This is a genomic window from Neobacillus paridis (genome assembly GCF_016765675.1).
Classification (GTDB): Bacteria; Bacillota; Bacilli; order Bacillales; family Cytobacillaceae; genus Neobacillus; species Neobacillus paridis.
Map to the genome: position 1 here is coordinate 220,897 of NZ_JAESWB010000181.1, position 15,575 is coordinate 236,471.

The window sequence follows — 15,575 nt, forward strand, 5'->3', positions numbered from 1 at the left end:
CCCTTTCCTAGACTTACCAAGTCTTATTTAAAAACGAACGAAACTTATAAAGTAATAATTTAGTGTTTGGGGAGCACATGAAAGTTACGGGCCTCCCTTTTTTTGCCAAAATTCCCGTCAAAGGATGGACAAAAGATCCTTGAATAAGGCACGCCCCGAATAATGTCGAAGTTTCGACAACATGTGGGTGGTGCCAGGCACTTTTTCAAATACTTTCGATAAACCTTTTCGCAGCACGTGATAACGAAACATTTTTTAAATAGCAAATGCCAATGCTCCTTTTTGGAAGCTCATTTTCTAGCAATACCTCGTATAATTCTCCTCTTTCTATGTAACCCTTTGAAAACTCCTTTATGACACACGAAATGCCTAAGTTTATTTTTGCAAATTCTATTAATAAATCATATGACCCGAGTTCGAATACAGGCGAAACCTGAAATCCCCTCCTTTTCAAAAAGTTTTCTACAAAGATTCTTGAATTTGACTTTTTTTCAAGAAATATCAGCGGCATTTTCATTAAATACTCAAAACTAATCGGATTCTTCGTCATTCGTTTATATTTTTCTCCACAAACAAAAATATCTTGAATCTCCTTACATGGTATAGCTTGGATGTGCTCATCTTGTATCGGTAAATTGCATATTCCTAAGTCCGCCCTGCCAGATTTAATAAAAGTACAAATTTCTGTTGATGTTCCATTCAGTATCGTTAATTTGATTCCGGGGTATCTGAAGTGAAATTTCTCCAAATAGGGTAACAGAAAGTAACGTGAGATTGTGTCTCCAACCCCGATCCGTAATTCCCCGATCTTCAATTGTTTGAATTCTAATAATTTGCCTTCCGCTACATCAATCATTCCTATTGCTGAGTCCACATGCTCATATAATAGATTGCCTTCATTTGTTAATTCTACGCCCTTTGATGTTCGATAGAAAAGCTGTATATCTAATTCATTCTCCAGCTTTGAGATGGATTGGCTAATCGCAGATTGTGTCATATATAGCTCCTGGGCAGCTTTTGAGAAACTTTTATTTCGGCTTACAACGTTAAAAATACGATATAAATCTAATTTTCCAATCATATAAACTCTCCTTATATCAAATATTATAAACATTAATTTTACTAATATCATTAAAAAGGTTATAGTTAAATCGAATTAAAAGGTAGTACTAAATTTAACAAAATAAGACTCTGATCAAGGAGAGATTATATTGGAAAGAGTAGTTGGAACAGTAGTACGAGGACTTCGCGGACCGATCATTAAAAAAGGGGATAACATCGAAGAAATTGTGGTGAATACTGTATTAAATACAGCAATGGCAGAAGGTTTCTCGATTGAGAATCGGGATATTGTCACGGTTACGGAATCGATTGTTGCCCGTGCGCAAGGGAACTATGCGACGATTGAAGATATTGCAGCAGATATTAAGGGTAAATTTGGGGAAGAAACCGTTGGTGTGACTTTTCCAATTCTCAGTCGCAACCGTTTTGCTAACTGCTTAAAAGGGATTGCTAGAGGAACAAAGAATATCGTTTTAATGTTAAGTTATCCCTCTGATGAAGTGGGGAATCACCTGGTAAATATTGACGAACTGGATACAAAAGGAATCAACCCTTGGACAGATGTACTATCAGAAGCTGATTTCCGCAAGCATTTCGGTTATAACAAACATCCATTCACTGGTGTTGACTATATTGATTATTATAAAAGTTTAATAGAAGCGGAAGGCGCAAATTGTGAAGTTATCTTCTCAAACAATCCAAAAACCATTTTAGACTTTACCAAAAATGTTTTAACTTGTGATATTCATTCCCGTTTTAGAACAAAACGTATTTTAACAACCAATGGTGCTAAAAATGTTTATGGTCTGGATGATATTCTTAAGGAATCAATCAATGGTAGTGGATTTAACGAGACCTATGGCCTGCTTGGATCCAATAAAGCAACGGAAGACAGTGTCAAGCTATTCCCTAATAATTGTCAGCCAATCGTCGATAATATTCAGGCCAAGCTCAAAGAAGTGACAGGAAAAACAGTGGAAGTAATGGTTTACGGTGATGGGGCATTCAAAGATCCGGTAGGTAAAATTTGGGAGCTCGCCGATCCGGTTGTATCGCCCGCTTATACTGAAGGACTTGACGGCACACCAAATGAAGTGAAACTAAAATACTTAGCAGATAACAACTTCTCTCACCTTAGTGGAAAAGAGCTGAAACAAGCTATTTCTGAATATATCCAAAATAAAAATGAAAACCTAGTTGGTGCAATGGAAGCCCAAGGCACTACCCCCCGCCGATTAACCGACCTAATTGGCTCATTATCAGATTTGACTTCCGGCAGCGGGGACAAAGGAACACCCATGATCTATATTCAAGGTTACTTCGATAACTATACAAAATAAGAGCAGTTCTATTTTTTACCATTATTATAAGTTATACACACTATTCTTTTTTAGTAAACAGTGAATGATCGGACCTTTCACGAGGTGTTAAATTGATAATGAAATAGCCAATTATTAGGATTAGAATAATTAAGGAATAAAATAAGGCATTTACAGGATGATCATGATCGACAATAATGATTCTTACCATTGCTGTAATCCCAATATATAACAAGTATCTTATCGGAAAATGGTAGTTTTCCTTAAAATACTTCACAATCATGGCAATAAACTCGAAATATAAGAAAAAGATTAGGATATTGGCAAGAAACAGCTTAAAGTCATTGTTGCCTCCATCGATTAAAATTTGTATAAAGACCATTAATTCCTTAACTAGTAAAACAGACAATATTACCCCAAGTATAACAAGGGATATATTCAAAAATAATTGGAAAATCCTTGGAATGACATTTAAAATTGTTGTGATATTCTGTAATTTTCCCACCATTCAAATCTGCCTCCTGCTATAAAAGATGCCTGATCCTCAGCACATAAACGCAGCGGAACCAGGCATCGAAATTTTTATATATTCTTTTGGTTTCCTTTAGCATCACGCTCTACGAGCATTTTTGTGACTGGTAGATATCCTTGCTCTTGCAGCAGACCATTTTGAATATGCTCAGACATCATAAAGTCGAGAAATGCTTTAGCCAGTCCTGTTGCTTCCCCCTTTGTATAAGAGTGCTGGTAGGCCCACACAGGGAACTTGCCGGATTGTACGTTTTCAGCAGTTGGCTCAATGCCATCAATGGCCAGCGGTGTTACAGAACTATCTGTAAAGTAGGAAAATGCCAAGTAACCAATGGCTCCTTCTGTTTCACTAATAATCTTTTTGACGGTGTTCGAAGAATCCTCTGTAATTCCCTCAGCAGGTGTTGCCCCATCCAAGGCAAATTTATTAAAGACAGCACGTGTACCTGAAGAGTCGGGACGGTTTACAAGAACAATCTTTTGATCCTTACCGCCGAGCTCCTTCCAGTTTGTAATTTTTCCAGTAAAAACTTTAATTAAATCTGCTTTTTTAATATCCTTAATGCCAACGTTAGGGTTAACCGCAGCAGTCATCCCTACGACGGCGACTTTATGATCTACCAGCTGGTCAGCCGGAATTCCCTCTTTTTCTTCAGCAAAAACATCCGAGTTGCCAATTTGAACAGATCCATCTGCAACCTGTGAAAGGCCTGTACCTGATCCACCAGCATTTACTTGAATATCCACGTTTGGATTTTCAGCCATAAATTCTTCAGCAGCGGCTGCTACCAATGGCTGCATGGCCGATGAGCCCGAAATGACCAACGAACCGGATAATTCTTTCTTTTCCTCTGTTTTAGGTGCTTCTTTGCTGGCATTACCTTCTGTCTTTGCATTGCCGCTTCCACAAGCAGCCATGACCACCATCAATGCGGAAAGTAAGACAAACAGGCTTAGATGTTTTAATCTTTTCATTTGCTAAATTTCCCCCTATTAACTTATGAATTTTTTGAATTACCTTACAGTGATTACTATAGTAAATAAGTATTAAGGGAGAATAAATTAAAGGTAAATGTTTAGTTAATAACTATTAATTCTGTGTAAATTTGGATCGACTTCGTCTGCCTTAGATAATTATTAGAATACCCCAATAATTACTAATTCTTAACATTCACTTTATACTGGATTAACAATTGATTCATAAAATAAGATATGGTAAGCCAATGCTCGTCCATATCGATATTTTTTTCCACAGGTTATCTTGATCAATAAGCTTTAGCTTATATGGGGGATCTTATGAAAAATAAAATACTAGTTATTGATGATGAACCATCCATTATTACCTTGCTACAATATAACTTGGAACGTGCAGGGTTTTTAGTCATAACTGCAATGGATGGGATGGAAGGTAAGAAACTTGCGATATCAGAAGAACCGGATATCATCGTATTGGATTTAATGCTTCCAAAACTGGATGGAATGGAAGTATGCAGGCAGCTCCGGCAAGAAAAGATCATGATTCCAATTATCATGATATCAGCCAAAGATGAAGAACTTGACAGAATTTTGGGGCTTGAGTTTGGCGCGGATGATTATATCGTTAAACCATTTAGTCCAAGAGAGGTTGTAGCCAGAGTTAAAGCTATTTTAAGAAGGACAAAGAATCAGTTGGAAATTGCAAACAGAAATGACATGGATGTTCAGCAAATCAGCATTGGTGAAATTTCCATATTTCCCGATAATTTTGAAGCCTACTTCCGTGAAAATCTACTGGAATTGACATTAAAGGAATTTGAATTGCTTCTTTATTTAGCTCAAAATAAAGGCAAAGTGCTATCCCGCGACCAATTGCTTCATGCTGTGTGGAAGAATGACTATTCCTGCGAAACTAGGATAGTGGATGTCCATATCTCCCATTTAAGAGAAAAAATTGGCGAGAAAAACAGAAAAACGGTTTATATCAAAACCTTTCGCGGAATTGGCTATAAATTAGATGATCCCAACGGTAATGACCACTAAGGAAGGCTGCTAAAAGAATAAGCCTCTCAGGAACTAGCTGTGCTTGTTCCGAAGGCGCTTGCGCTTTTTGTTCTTAAAACATGCCATTCTCGTTCGGGGAATTCTCAGGTATGGGTTGCCCCAGATCCCATAATTCCACAATTTGCTTACCATAGTGCCCCCTGTCAGGTTGCCAGCTAATTTCCCAATACGAATCCCCCCACCCTAAACGGTGAGGGGAGAAGAAGCTAGTATCCAAATGGCATTGTTGGACAACAGGGATTGACTGGAACACCGCACATTGTATGTGTTTCACAGCATTCATTTACACATGATTCTGTGTGCGGGAAATAGTGTTGATGATTAATCATGTGTTTGTTTACTGTAGTTGTATGAGAAGGGTGTACATGTGTTACTACTTTATTAAACAAATTTGTTTTTACATATTGTTGTGGTGGATCAAATAGTGGTGGATCGTACTGGGTAGGAAATGCTTTAGGTGGACAGTATATCGGCGGACATGGTTGTGGTGGGCATGGATAACCACCGAATCCAATATTTCTCATAAATAAATGACCTCCATAGGATTTTGTCTTGTTACATCATTAGTCTATGTAAACCTTGTTTGTACGGACTGGTTTAGATACCTATTTTTGTAAATTAAAAAACGATAACCACAACCACCAAATTTAATGGTTGTAGCCGAAAATTTTATTGACAAAAGGTGCTATTCGGTACTACTATATAGTTGTAGCTAGTAATACTGAATACCTGCCATTCAGAAAACATCCTTTACAACGTACTTTAAACAAATAAACGGAAAATAGAAAGAGAGGTGTAAAATTGGAAAATATCACAGAAATGCTGAAAGGCGTGCTTGAGGGTTGTGTTCTTGAAATCATCAGCCGTGGCGAAACTTACGGCTACGAAATCACGCAACAGCTGCGAAAACTTGGCTTCACCGATGTAGTTGAAGGCACAGTTTATACAATTACCATGCGGCTTGAGAAAAAAAATCTAGTGAACATCGAGAAAAAGCCCTCCACAATGGGGCCGCCGCGAAAATTTTACACACTCAACGAAGCAGGCCAAGAACAGCTTAAAATTTTTTGGGAAAAATGGGAGTTCATCTCAAGCAAGATGAATGAACTGAAAAAAATGAAACCAAAAGGAGAAGCCATATAATGAGTATTTTGGAAAAAATTTTTGGCGATTTTAACGAAAAGAAAGCATGGCGTGAAATGGAAAAACGCGCAAAAGCCTTGCCTGAAGACTACTACAACGCCTATAAAGCGATGCAAAAGTATCTCTGGAACACTGGCGGCGTGATGGACTGGCAAGAAACAAAATTTATCTTTACCCACATCATCGAACTGCTTGAAGAAACCGCAGCAGATGGCAAGCGCGTTAAAGAAGTGACTGGCGACGACGTGGCAGCCTTCTGTGATGCTCTCGCCATTGATGCAAAATCATGGGTTGATAAGCAGCGCCAAAAACTCAACGATGCGATTAAATAATAGAACTTTGCTGAAGGAGGGAAGGGACTTTAAAAGGAATTTCAATAGATAAAACCGACTGAATAGCTGGTTACAAAGAGGAATGTAACACCTTCACTATTCAGTTATATTTTTAATCCTGTAGTAAGTATTACAGAATATTAGTAATACCAAGTAGGGGAGCAAAGCAACTGGTGCTTCGCTGACTTTTAAAGGAGGAAAAAGGATGAACCATGCAGCGATTTCTGTAAAAGGATTAAAAAAATCGTTTAAAGACAAGGAAGTTTTAAAAGGGGTGGATTTCGAGGTGCAGCGTGGCGAAATTTTCGCACTGCTAGGCTCAAATGGAGCAGGCAAGACGACGACGATCAACATCCTCTCGACGCTTATGAAGCCTGATGGCGGCGAAGCAAGCATTTGCGGCTTTGACGTCCGCCGTCAACCGGATCATGTTCGCCAGAGCATCAGCCTGACAGGGCAGTTCTCGAGCTTAGACGGCATGCTCACAGGCAGGGAAAATCTGATAATGATCGCTAAGCTGCGCGGCGCTTCCAATCCCGCTCACGTCGCCGACGATCTGCTTGCAAAATTCAACCTGGTTGATGCGGCCAACCGACGGGCGGACCAATATTCCGGCGGGATGAAACGCCGGCTTGATATTGCCATGAGCCTGATTGGGAAACCAGCCGTTATTTTTCTCGATGAGCCGACGACAGGGCTTGACCCAGAAGCACGGATTGAAGTCTGGAATACCGTCAAGGAGCTTGCCGGCAGCGGCACGACCATCCTGCTGACAACCCAGTACCTGGAAGAAGCCGAACAATTGGCGGACCGCATTGCCATCCTGCATGACGGAAAAATCATTACGACCGGGACCCTTTCCGAACTTAAAAAGATGTTCCCCCCGGCGAAAGTGGAGTATATCGAGAAGCAGCCGACATTGGAGGAAATTTTTCTTGCGATCATCGCCAAAAAGGAGGAGAAATAAATGAGAAGCAAAACAGCTGTATTACTGGGACGTTTAATGCGCAACATTATGCGTAGCCCGGATACCATTATCACGGTGGCGATTACGCCGATTATGATGATGTTGTTATTTGTCTATGTGTTTGGCGGTGCTATCAAAACAGGAACGGACAATTATGTCAATTATTTATTGCCGGGGATCTTGCTGATGGCGATTGCATCCGGTGTTGCATACACTTCCCTGCGGCTGTTTAATGATGTAAAGAGCGGGCTGATGGCGCGTTTCATTACCATGCCGATCAAGCGCTCGTCGATATTGTGGGCACACGTGTTGACCTCGCTTGTTTCCAATGCACTTACTGTCTTGGTGGTGATCCTTATTGCGCTCTTGATGGGCTTCCGTTCGGGCGCTGATATCCTGCATTGGTTCGCGGCAGCTGGAATACTTGGGCTATTTACGCTTGCGCTGACATGGTTGGCGGTCATTCCCGGATTGACAGCGAAGTCGATGGAAGGGGCGACAGCCTACTCATATCCGCTGATATTCTTGCCGTTTATCAGTTCGGCCTTTGTCCCCACCGAAACGATGCCAAAAATTGTCCGTGTGTTCGCTGAGAACCAGCCCGTGACTTCCATCGTAAATGCCATTCGTGCCCTCTTGTATGGAGGGTCAATTGGCAATGGTATCTGGATCGCGCTTGCCTGGTGCGTCGGCATCATGGTTATCGCTTACCTCTTCGCCAGTAAAGCCTTTAAGCGTCAATTAGGATAAGGATACCATGATAAAAATGAGTGATTGCATTCGTCAGGCGCTATGATGAACATTTCGCCTTAAATTCCGGAGACACCTCAAGGACCCCCAAAATGAGTAAGATAGGTGATGTCTCGGATCACTTATTCCAAGGTGGGGGTTGCCATACATGAATTTAAAGAACAGATGCTTTTCTTCCAAATAAAAGATAAAGGCCAAAAAGGTGCAAGTTTCTATTGATATTTGCATCCTTTTTGACTTTTTCCTTTTCCGGAAGAAACCTCATTTACTTATGATACGGTTCACCGCAGCTACTTAGACCCTTTGATGATGACATCAGTTAGTTCTGTAGGGGCTGTTGTTAAAAATTCATACCCTCCCTTTGTCACAAGTATCGTGTCGGAGTGCCTGTAACCTCCAACTCCATCAATATAAATACCAGGTTCTATCGTGATCACCATATTTTCTTCCAAAATTTCATCACTACCTTCTGCCACAAAAGGTGCCTCATGGTTCCCCAAGCCCACACCGTGCCCAGTCCGATGCAACAGATTTCCTCCCAATCCATTCTTTACAAGATAATTTCTTGCCTCGGAATCAACATCTGCAGCTCTTACCCCGGCTTTCAATACATTCAATGACCTTTGTCGGGCATTCATCATGTAGTGAAATAACTCCTCCTCTTCTTTTGTTGGCTTTTCAAGGAAAAAGGTTCGCTCACATTCAGAGGCATAACCGTTTATTCTAAAATAAGCCATTGCCACGTTCGGTCCTTTCCCCAGTCGATCATCGAAGTTGGGAACACTATGCGGCATGGAACTAACGGGTGCTGGCCATACTGCCGTCAGGAGTGAAGTAGAGAGTGGATCAAATTGCTTTGTCCGCATAAGCTCGGATTGGATGCTTCCTGACAAAGCAAAAGATTCAACAACGGCAGCCCCTGTGTAAACTGATTTGAAAATCATTTCCATCGCTCTGTCCGATATTCCTGCACTCCATCTAATTTTTTCAAGTTCGTATAGACTTTTTGTTTTTCGTTGCTCAACGACTAGCTTGCTTGGAATCAGTTCCTTTGCTTTGATTTTTAAAAATACCTCTGTTTTCACATTGTCCTCTATTCCTGTTCTTTCAAATCTTTTAATTAAATCATTCAATACCTCATACCAGTTTTCTCCCACAGGTGAAGGGTATTCCCAATAGGTGATAACCTTACAGTCTAGGATTCCTTTATACACATGTGCTTCTTCAAGTTTTGGCACCACTAATACTGGTTGTTGATTGGGAGATATAACAAGAAAAAATGGACGTTCTTCTGGCTTATAGGTAATATTTGTAAAGTACCAAATATCCTCTTCAGCCGTAATGATGTAGGAGTCCAAAGAATGTGTTTCCATTGTCTTTTGAAAGCGATCCATTCTATTTTGCAATTCATGTTTTAACATATCAATTCCACCTCAAATTTTTTTATCAAGAGTGTTATCTTGATTAATTATTGAATTTTCATTTCGTACCAAGCGATTATTTTTAAGGGTTAGTCCCAAACCCAACGACAGGATATTTCCAAGAATCAAATAGTAAAAGGCCATTTCATACGATCCATCAAATAGTTTTATCAAAATCCCCATTACAGCAGGAGTAACAAAAGCGGCTAGATTGGCACCGGTATTTAGCAGACCGAAAGCAGATCCCATTATGGAAGAAGGGAGTGATTTCAATGGAATGGACAAGATCCCCATATAGGCAATCTGAAAAGTAAATCCGGCTAATACCTGAAATGTGACGACCACTGCTATCGATTCAGCCGTAAACATAGCATAGATAAAGAAGGCGGAAAGAGCATTTCCAATGATGATCATTAGTCTCTCGCGATTATTAAAGACCTTATCAACCAGCCATCCTCCTGCTAAGTAGCCAAGCATAGTGGAAATAGCCGGTAGGGCTGAATAGATTCCTGTATTTAACAAATCAATTTTTCTTACATTTATTAAATAAGAAGGTACCCAACTTATCAGACCCCACATAGCTGTATACAAGCCGAATAACGCAACTACCACTTTCCAAATGGCAGCTGTACGAAGCAACTCTTTAATCGGTATATTCTTGTCTTGTTGATCTTTCTGTTGGCTCTTCTCTTTAACGGACGGAAGGGCAAAATAGTATATCATCGCAATACCTATTCCAATTGCTCCAAAAAGAAAATAAACATTTCTCCAGCCAATTGAAGTAATCAGATACGCACCGGCAATGCTGGCAAAGAACGAACCCAAACCAATAGCGACAAGTAATATGGACTGAACACGAGACCTTTTTTCATTAGAAAAATGTTCACTCATTAGTTTTGTGGCTCCTCCTGGAAAGGCACCCTCACCAAGACCAAAGATTAAACGAATAATTAGTAAGGATACAAGAGACCAAGCAAAACCGGATAATCCAGCAAATAGTGAAAAAGCAGTAATCGATATAATGATTGCTCGCTTAGATCCAAACAAATCGGCCAGCAAACCACCGGGAAGTTGCATAAGGGTATACCCTAAATAAAAAATACTTAATATTATTCCCATAGAAGCCGCATCTAAGTGTAATTCTTGTGCTATAGGGTGGATGGCAATGTTAATAAACATTCGGTCAAGAGAAGAAATAAACCACCCCAAGAAAAGTAATGCAATTAAAAATCTTTTATTCTCCGAAACCTTTCCTTTCACTTTCTTTCCCTCCCATTCTTTTTATTCTCTTGACTTTATTTTAAATAATCAGAATAATTAAGAGAAATACTTATAAATTGATGTATTAATACCTAATAGGTATTAATAATAAGAAGGAGGAAAGTAAATGGAACTGAGACATATCCGATATTTTCTTGCTCTTGCGGAGGAATTGAATTTTGGTCGAGCCGCAGAAAGGTTACACATCGCCCAACCACCTCTTAGTAGGCAAATACAAGAGTTAGAGGAGGAAATTGGAGCCAAACTGTTTTATAGGACAAAGCGACATGTTGAGTTGACAAATGCCGGAAAGGTGTTTCTAAACAAAGCATACCAAATCCTTGATCAAGTTGAACAAGCATGCGTTAGCACGCGATTATCTTCTACTGGGGCAGAAGGTGAAGTAGTAATTGGGTTTAGTGGAACAGTACAGGATCTTATTCCAGTCATTCAAAAATATCATGAGCTTTATCCTCATGTTGGAATAACATTACACCAAATGAATACCGCCAATCAAATCAAAGCCTTAAATGAAAAAAGGATTGACATCGGTATTGTAGCGGCTCCAGTTAATAGTAATAAAATTCATGTAAGGCCATTAACAAAAGTATGTTTTTTGGCTACGTTACCGGAAAAACATCCCCTTGCTAACAAACATTCCATTAACCTTCGTGATTTGGCGGACGAAACCTTTATCATGACACCTAAATCAGCAGGTGTATTGTATTACGAAACTTTTATGAGTATTTTCCAAATGGCCGGATTTGCACCAAAAATTATGATTCAGGCCAATGACCTCCAATCTGTTTTGGCATTGGTCGCTGCTGGTATGGGGGTAGCATTGACACCTTCATCCAGTACTCCTTGCGGCGGGGTCATACAGCGTAAAGTGGAAGATATAAATGTATCTTTAGAAGCATCCATTGCATGGAGAAAGGATAATCACTCTGAGATATTAGACAAATTACTTAAATCCTTTTTTAATTTTTTTCATATTGAATTTGAAAATATAGTGAACTGAGTGTTAATCCGTCTGGTATTAACACTCTACATCTTGACCTTGTTAAAATCGTCTCCATCTCTTAAGGGAAATAACGATTTTAACCCAATTTACAAAATTAGTAAAAAAACCTTCTATTTGTGATACGGTTTAATGACTTCTAATACAACCCATTCATTTGGAAAACGTTCTTGTACCTCAATCCAACGCATCTAATCACTCCGTTCATGTATATTTGTCTTCATTTTATCATAAAACATTAAGCACTAAGTTAGCTATTGGTCGCCCATTCTCCTTTCAAACCTTTCTTTCTCGCCATTATACCCATCCATATAGCCTTTTCTTACATGGCTCTTCAGCTGTTCAGGAGATTCCATTTCCTTTATGTCTGCTTGATCAAGTGTTATGATTTTTGCATATACATTTCCGTATTGATCCCGTAATTTTTCATCCTTATAAAAATTTATGCCATTGTTCGAATCGAGCAGTATTGCTTCTTGTTTTTTAAGACTTTGAATAAATGTAAACAGTTGATTGGAATAATCTCCAATAGACGATTCTTTTGCCGTTGAATGAATATAGATGCTTATCGGAACTTCAGCCTTTAACTTCTCATAATCCGGCTTTTGCTGAAACTTCCACCGTTTTTCTTGCGCATTGTCTACCGATGCAAACGCAAAGTAGCTTACATTTCCTTTTTCCGCTCCAAATGCTTTCTTAAGAGCAGGTTCCACTTCCTTTTGAACCCCTTCACTCAAGGCCCTAAATAAATAATTGTCGTATGGTTTGCATGTTGTTTTTCCTTTCGAAGTTGAATACAATTCACATGAAATCTCGGCAACCCATCCCTTCTCTCTGTCTTTTACCTTTACCGTAATATAAGGGGGTGCTTCTTCCGGCTCTTCTGGAATGATTTCAAAACCTGTAATTTGAACAATATTGCCATATGTATCTTTTACATATTCAATTAGCATGGAATCTTTTACCAACTGTTTCTCTTCATTCGTTAAATGTTCCTTATCTATTATCTTTTCGACTTGACGATCCGTTTTTGCACTACAACCCACTAATCCTAATAAAAGAGAAAGACAAATGAGCAACCATTTCGTTCTGTTCATAATCATCCTCCGATACTGGTAAATTAAAATTAGAAGGAAAAGGTCGTGCTTCAAAATATAAACTGTTATAAAATAATGCTTTTTAAAATACCACATGCGTTTTTAAAACTCGCCATTATTATGAACCGGGTTCTTTTGCTTTATCAAAAAGGACCAAGGATTCCATTAAACCCGTATGTCTCTTTTGTTATTCCTAATTGTAGTTTAAAGGAATCCAAAAGATCTCACTATTCAAGTGAGCTTCCTCTAACACTTCCTCCGAATGGTTTACTTCCCACTATCATCTTGAAAAACATGTTTAAGTTCTATGCTTAAATCTTCAAATATGTTGACCTTTATGGAATCTTCTTTTGTATAGAAACCTGATGAAATAAAGCGATTGTTCTGCAACAGAAATACTTCCACGTATTCGTTTGAGGGGTCGACAATCCAATATTCTCTGACCCCAGCCTTTTGATAGTTATTGAATTTGATGACTCTGTCATTTCGAGCGGTGGAGGGAGAAAGAATTTCAATCACCAAATCGGGAGCACCAACAATATTTTGTGGGTTGATTTTATTACGATCACATATGACCACAATATCTGGTTGAACCCAATCCTTGATCTTTTCGTTTGGTGTTGTTTGATTCGCAAAAAGGCACACATCGATGGGAGAACCAAATACACTGCACTCTTTTCCCCTTAAATACGTACCAAATTCAATTAATAACTCTCTTTGAACATGCTGGTGCTTTGGTGTCGGTGCTGGCGACATACTAATAATTTGCCCGTCAATCACTTCATATCGAATTTCTTCCGAAGACTCAAGATAATCAGCATATGAGTAATTAGACTGTGGTTGATTCATGCTCATTCCATTCACCCTTTCTCCATTTTCATCCTTCAATAGTTCCCCTTACCTCACCGGTCATTAGTTCGGGGAGTAGGGTGCCCCCCATTTTTTCTAACCTTTTTGATTCAATTCTTGCTGCATTTATTACAGGTTAAGAATGTATTCAGGGTCGTTCAATCGTTCACCCCTACTGTCTTTTGTCTTTATTTTATCGTATTTTTGTTGACCATTACAATGAGGGATAATCTTTGCCTAGATGAAAAAGATACAGTGGCGCAATACTCCATCAAGCATTGGATCTGACCATGTTGTTGGGGGGCCTATTCCAATGTCGCAGTTCAATTGAATTTGGTCCTCGTTTTGTCGGATGGTATGTAAAGAAATAGCCGTCAACTTATGGTTGACCCTATGCAGATAATTTAATATTTTTTTCTTCCTTCTTCCTATTTGAATGCCATGTAAATAATAGAATAAACCATAGAGGCGTCAACAATAGGGCAGGCCGTGTAACTTCAGCAAACAGCATAATAATGAGAATGATGGCAAACAAGATTAGGACAACGTAATTAATAAATGGTGTGAATGGTGCTTTAAATTTTGATTCTGCCTGTAAATCTGAACGTGTTTTCTTATATCTTAAATGACAAATCAGAATGACACCCCAAACCCAAATAAAACAAATCGCACTAATGGTCGTCACGATTTCAAAAGCTTGTTCTGGAATAAGCTTAGTCAAAAGGGCTCCCACCGATAGGACTACCGTGGAGATCCATAATGCGTTACCTGGGACATGATTTTTATTTAGTTTTGTAAACTTAGATGGAGCCTGGTTATTATTACTTAAACTATATAGGATACGACTTGTTGAAAACATTCCGCTATTACAAGCAGAAGCTGCTGAGGTTAATACGACAAAATTAATAATTCCTGCTGCAATCGGAATTCCAACTAAACTAAACGTTTTAACAAAAGGACTTTCTGCTGCATTTAATTCCGTCCATGGGTTAATACATAAAAGGACAAGAAGTGCGCCAACGTAGAAAAATAGAATCCTTAAAGGAATTTTATTGATAGCCGATGGAATATTTTTTTCCGGGTTGGATGTTTCCGCTGCCGAGACACCTACTAATTCCACACCGACAAATGCAAATACAACCATTTGGAATGAAAGTAAGAAGCCTGATATTCCGTTTGGAAAAAGTCCCCCTTGTGCCCAAAGATTTTTAATCGTAACCATACCTTGATTTGTCTTGAATCCCATCACCAGTAATATAATCCCAATAACAATTAATCCGAGAATCGTTATTACCTTTATTAAAGCAAACCAAAACTCCAATTCTCCAAAAATCTTTACAGTTAGTAGATTGAGTCCTAGTAAAATGATCAAACAGACAATTGCAGGGATCCATTGTGGAATATGGAACCAATATTGTACATAAACACCAACGGCAATCACATCACTCATAGCAGTCATTATCCAACAAAACCAATAGGTCCATCCGGTTACAAAAGCATATCGTGGTCCAAGATAGTCTTCAGCAATATCTGTAATAGATTGATAACCTGCTTTAGACAACAGGAGTTCTCCTAGTGCCCTCATAACAAAAAAAACGGCGATTCCTACGATTAAATATGCAAGGATGATGGATGGGCCCGCGAGTTGAATGGCTTTACCGGACCCTAAGAATAATCCCGTACCAATGGTACCGCCAATTGCGATTAGTTGTACATGCCGATTTGATAAATCCCTCTTTAATTCTTGTTGTGCCAATCCTAACTCCTCCTAATAAAATATTTT

At 39.1% G+C, this 15,575-nt stretch carries 16 protein-coding genes; 7 read left to right on the forward strand and 9 right to left on the reverse strand.

Annotation, left to right across the window (positions count from 1 at the left end; all coding sequences use genetic code 11):
* Positions 1-205: 205 nt before the first annotated feature.
* Positions 206-1,081 carry a LysR family transcriptional regulator gene (locus tag JK635_RS14025; protein ID WP_202654584.1) on the reverse strand — a complete coding sequence of 292 codons (876 nt, stop codon included), beginning with the start codon at positions 1,079-1,081 and terminating at the stop codon, positions 206-208.
* Positions 1,082-1,211: 130 nt separating this feature from the next.
* On the opposite strand from JK635_RS14025, the gene JK635_RS14030 reads away from it, so the two are divergent.
* Positions 1,212-2,402, forward strand: coding sequence for a coenzyme F420-0:L-glutamate ligase (locus tag JK635_RS14030; RefSeq protein WP_202654585.1), 1,191 nt, complete (start codon positions 1,212-1,214; stop codon positions 2,400-2,402).
* Positions 2,403-2,442: 40 nt separating this feature from the next.
* Here the strand turns inward: JK635_RS14030 and psiE are convergent, their stop codons facing one another.
* Both psiE and JK635_RS14040 read right to left on the reverse strand, forming a co-directional pair.
* Entirely contained in the window at positions 2,443-2,889 is a 447-nt protein-coding gene (gene psiE, locus JK635_RS14035; protein ID WP_202654586.1) for a phosphate-starvation-inducible protein PsiE, read from the reverse strand.
* Positions 2,890-2,963: 74 nt separating this feature from the next.
* Positions 2,964-3,887, reverse strand: a complete 924-nt coding sequence (locus JK635_RS14040; RefSeq protein ID WP_202654587.1) for a phosphate ABC transporter substrate-binding protein — start codon at positions 3,885-3,887, stop codon at positions 2,964-2,966.
* 321 nt (positions 3,888-4,208) lie between these two features.
* Between JK635_RS14040 and JK635_RS14045 the strand changes: the two genes are divergently transcribed.
* Complete coding sequence (locus tag JK635_RS14045) at positions 4,209-4,931, forward strand: response regulator transcription factor (RefSeq protein WP_202654588.1); 723 nt, start codon at positions 4,209-4,211, stop codon at positions 4,929-4,931.
* 227 nt (positions 4,932-5,158) lie between these two features.
* Here JK635_RS14045 and JK635_RS14050 read toward each other — a convergent pair whose 3' ends face one another.
* Positions 5,159-5,476 carry a CotD family spore coat protein gene (locus JK635_RS14050; RefSeq protein WP_202654589.1) on the reverse strand — a complete coding sequence of 106 codons (318 nt, stop codon included), beginning with the start codon at positions 5,474-5,476 and terminating at the stop codon, positions 5,159-5,161.
* Positions 5,477-5,753: 277 nt separating this feature from the next.
* Here JK635_RS14050 and JK635_RS14055 point away from each other — a divergent pair, with 277 nt between their 5' ends.
* From JK635_RS14055 to JK635_RS14070, 4 genes are all read left to right on the forward strand, one after another.
* Positions 5,754-6,095 carry a PadR family transcriptional regulator gene (locus JK635_RS14055; protein WP_202654590.1) on the forward strand — a complete coding sequence of 114 codons (342 nt, stop codon included), beginning with the start codon at positions 5,754-5,756 and terminating at the stop codon, positions 6,093-6,095.
* Complete coding sequence (locus tag JK635_RS14060) at positions 6,095-6,427, forward strand: DUF1048 domain-containing protein (RefSeq protein WP_202654591.1); 333 nt, start codon at positions 6,095-6,097, stop codon at positions 6,425-6,427. Before JK635_RS14055 ends, JK635_RS14060 begins: the two co-directional genes overlap by 1 nt.
* Before the next feature lie 205 nt (positions 6,428-6,632).
* A complete protein-coding gene (locus tag JK635_RS14065) occupies positions 6,633-7,394 on the forward strand; it encodes an ABC transporter ATP-binding protein (protein WP_202654592.1) in 762 nt (253 codons plus the stop codon).
* Positions 7,395-8,144 (forward strand): ABC transporter permease, encoded by a 750-nt coding sequence (locus JK635_RS14070; RefSeq protein WP_202654593.1) that lies wholly within the window; start codon positions 7,395-7,397, stop codon positions 8,142-8,144.
* Between the two features lie 290 nt (positions 8,145-8,434).
* Here JK635_RS14070 and JK635_RS14075 read toward each other — a convergent pair whose 3' ends face one another.
* Together JK635_RS14075 and JK635_RS14080 are read right to left on the reverse strand one after the other, a co-directional pair.
* A complete protein-coding gene (locus JK635_RS14075) occupies positions 8,435-9,565 on the reverse strand; it encodes a M24 family metallopeptidase (protein ID WP_202654594.1) in 1,131 nt (376 codons plus the stop codon).
* Positions 9,566-9,577: 12 nt separating this feature from the next.
* Entirely contained in the window at positions 9,578-10,825 is a 1,248-nt protein-coding gene (locus JK635_RS14080; RefSeq protein ID WP_202654595.1) for an MFS transporter, read from the reverse strand.
* 127 nt (positions 10,826-10,952) lie between these two features.
* Here JK635_RS14080 and JK635_RS14085 point away from each other — a divergent pair, with 127 nt between their 5' ends.
* Positions 10,953-11,846: a LysR substrate-binding domain-containing protein gene (locus JK635_RS14085; protein WP_202654596.1), complete on the forward strand. Its 894-nt coding sequence runs from the start codon at positions 10,953-10,955 to the stop codon at positions 11,844-11,846.
* A 254-nt stretch (positions 11,847-12,100) separates the two neighbouring features.
* Here the strand turns inward: JK635_RS14085 and JK635_RS14090 are convergent, their stop codons facing one another.
* The 3 genes from JK635_RS14090 to JK635_RS14100 all read right to left on the reverse strand — a co-directional run bounded on the left by JK635_RS14090 (position 12,101) and on the right by JK635_RS14100 (position 15,548).
* Positions 12,101-12,943, reverse strand: a complete 843-nt coding sequence (locus tag JK635_RS14090) for a hypothetical protein (RefSeq protein WP_202654597.1) — start codon at positions 12,941-12,943, stop codon at positions 12,101-12,103.
* Between the two features lie 267 nt (positions 12,944-13,210).
* A complete protein-coding gene (locus JK635_RS14095) occupies positions 13,211-13,831 on the reverse strand; it encodes a Uma2 family endonuclease (protein WP_306792947.1) in 621 nt (206 codons plus the stop codon).
* Positions 13,832-14,183: 352 nt separating this feature from the next.
* Positions 14,184-15,548: an amino acid permease gene (locus JK635_RS14100; protein WP_202654598.1), complete on the reverse strand. Its 1,365-nt coding sequence runs from the start codon at positions 15,546-15,548 to the stop codon at positions 14,184-14,186.
* Between the last annotated feature and the right edge of the window lie 27 nt (positions 15,549-15,575).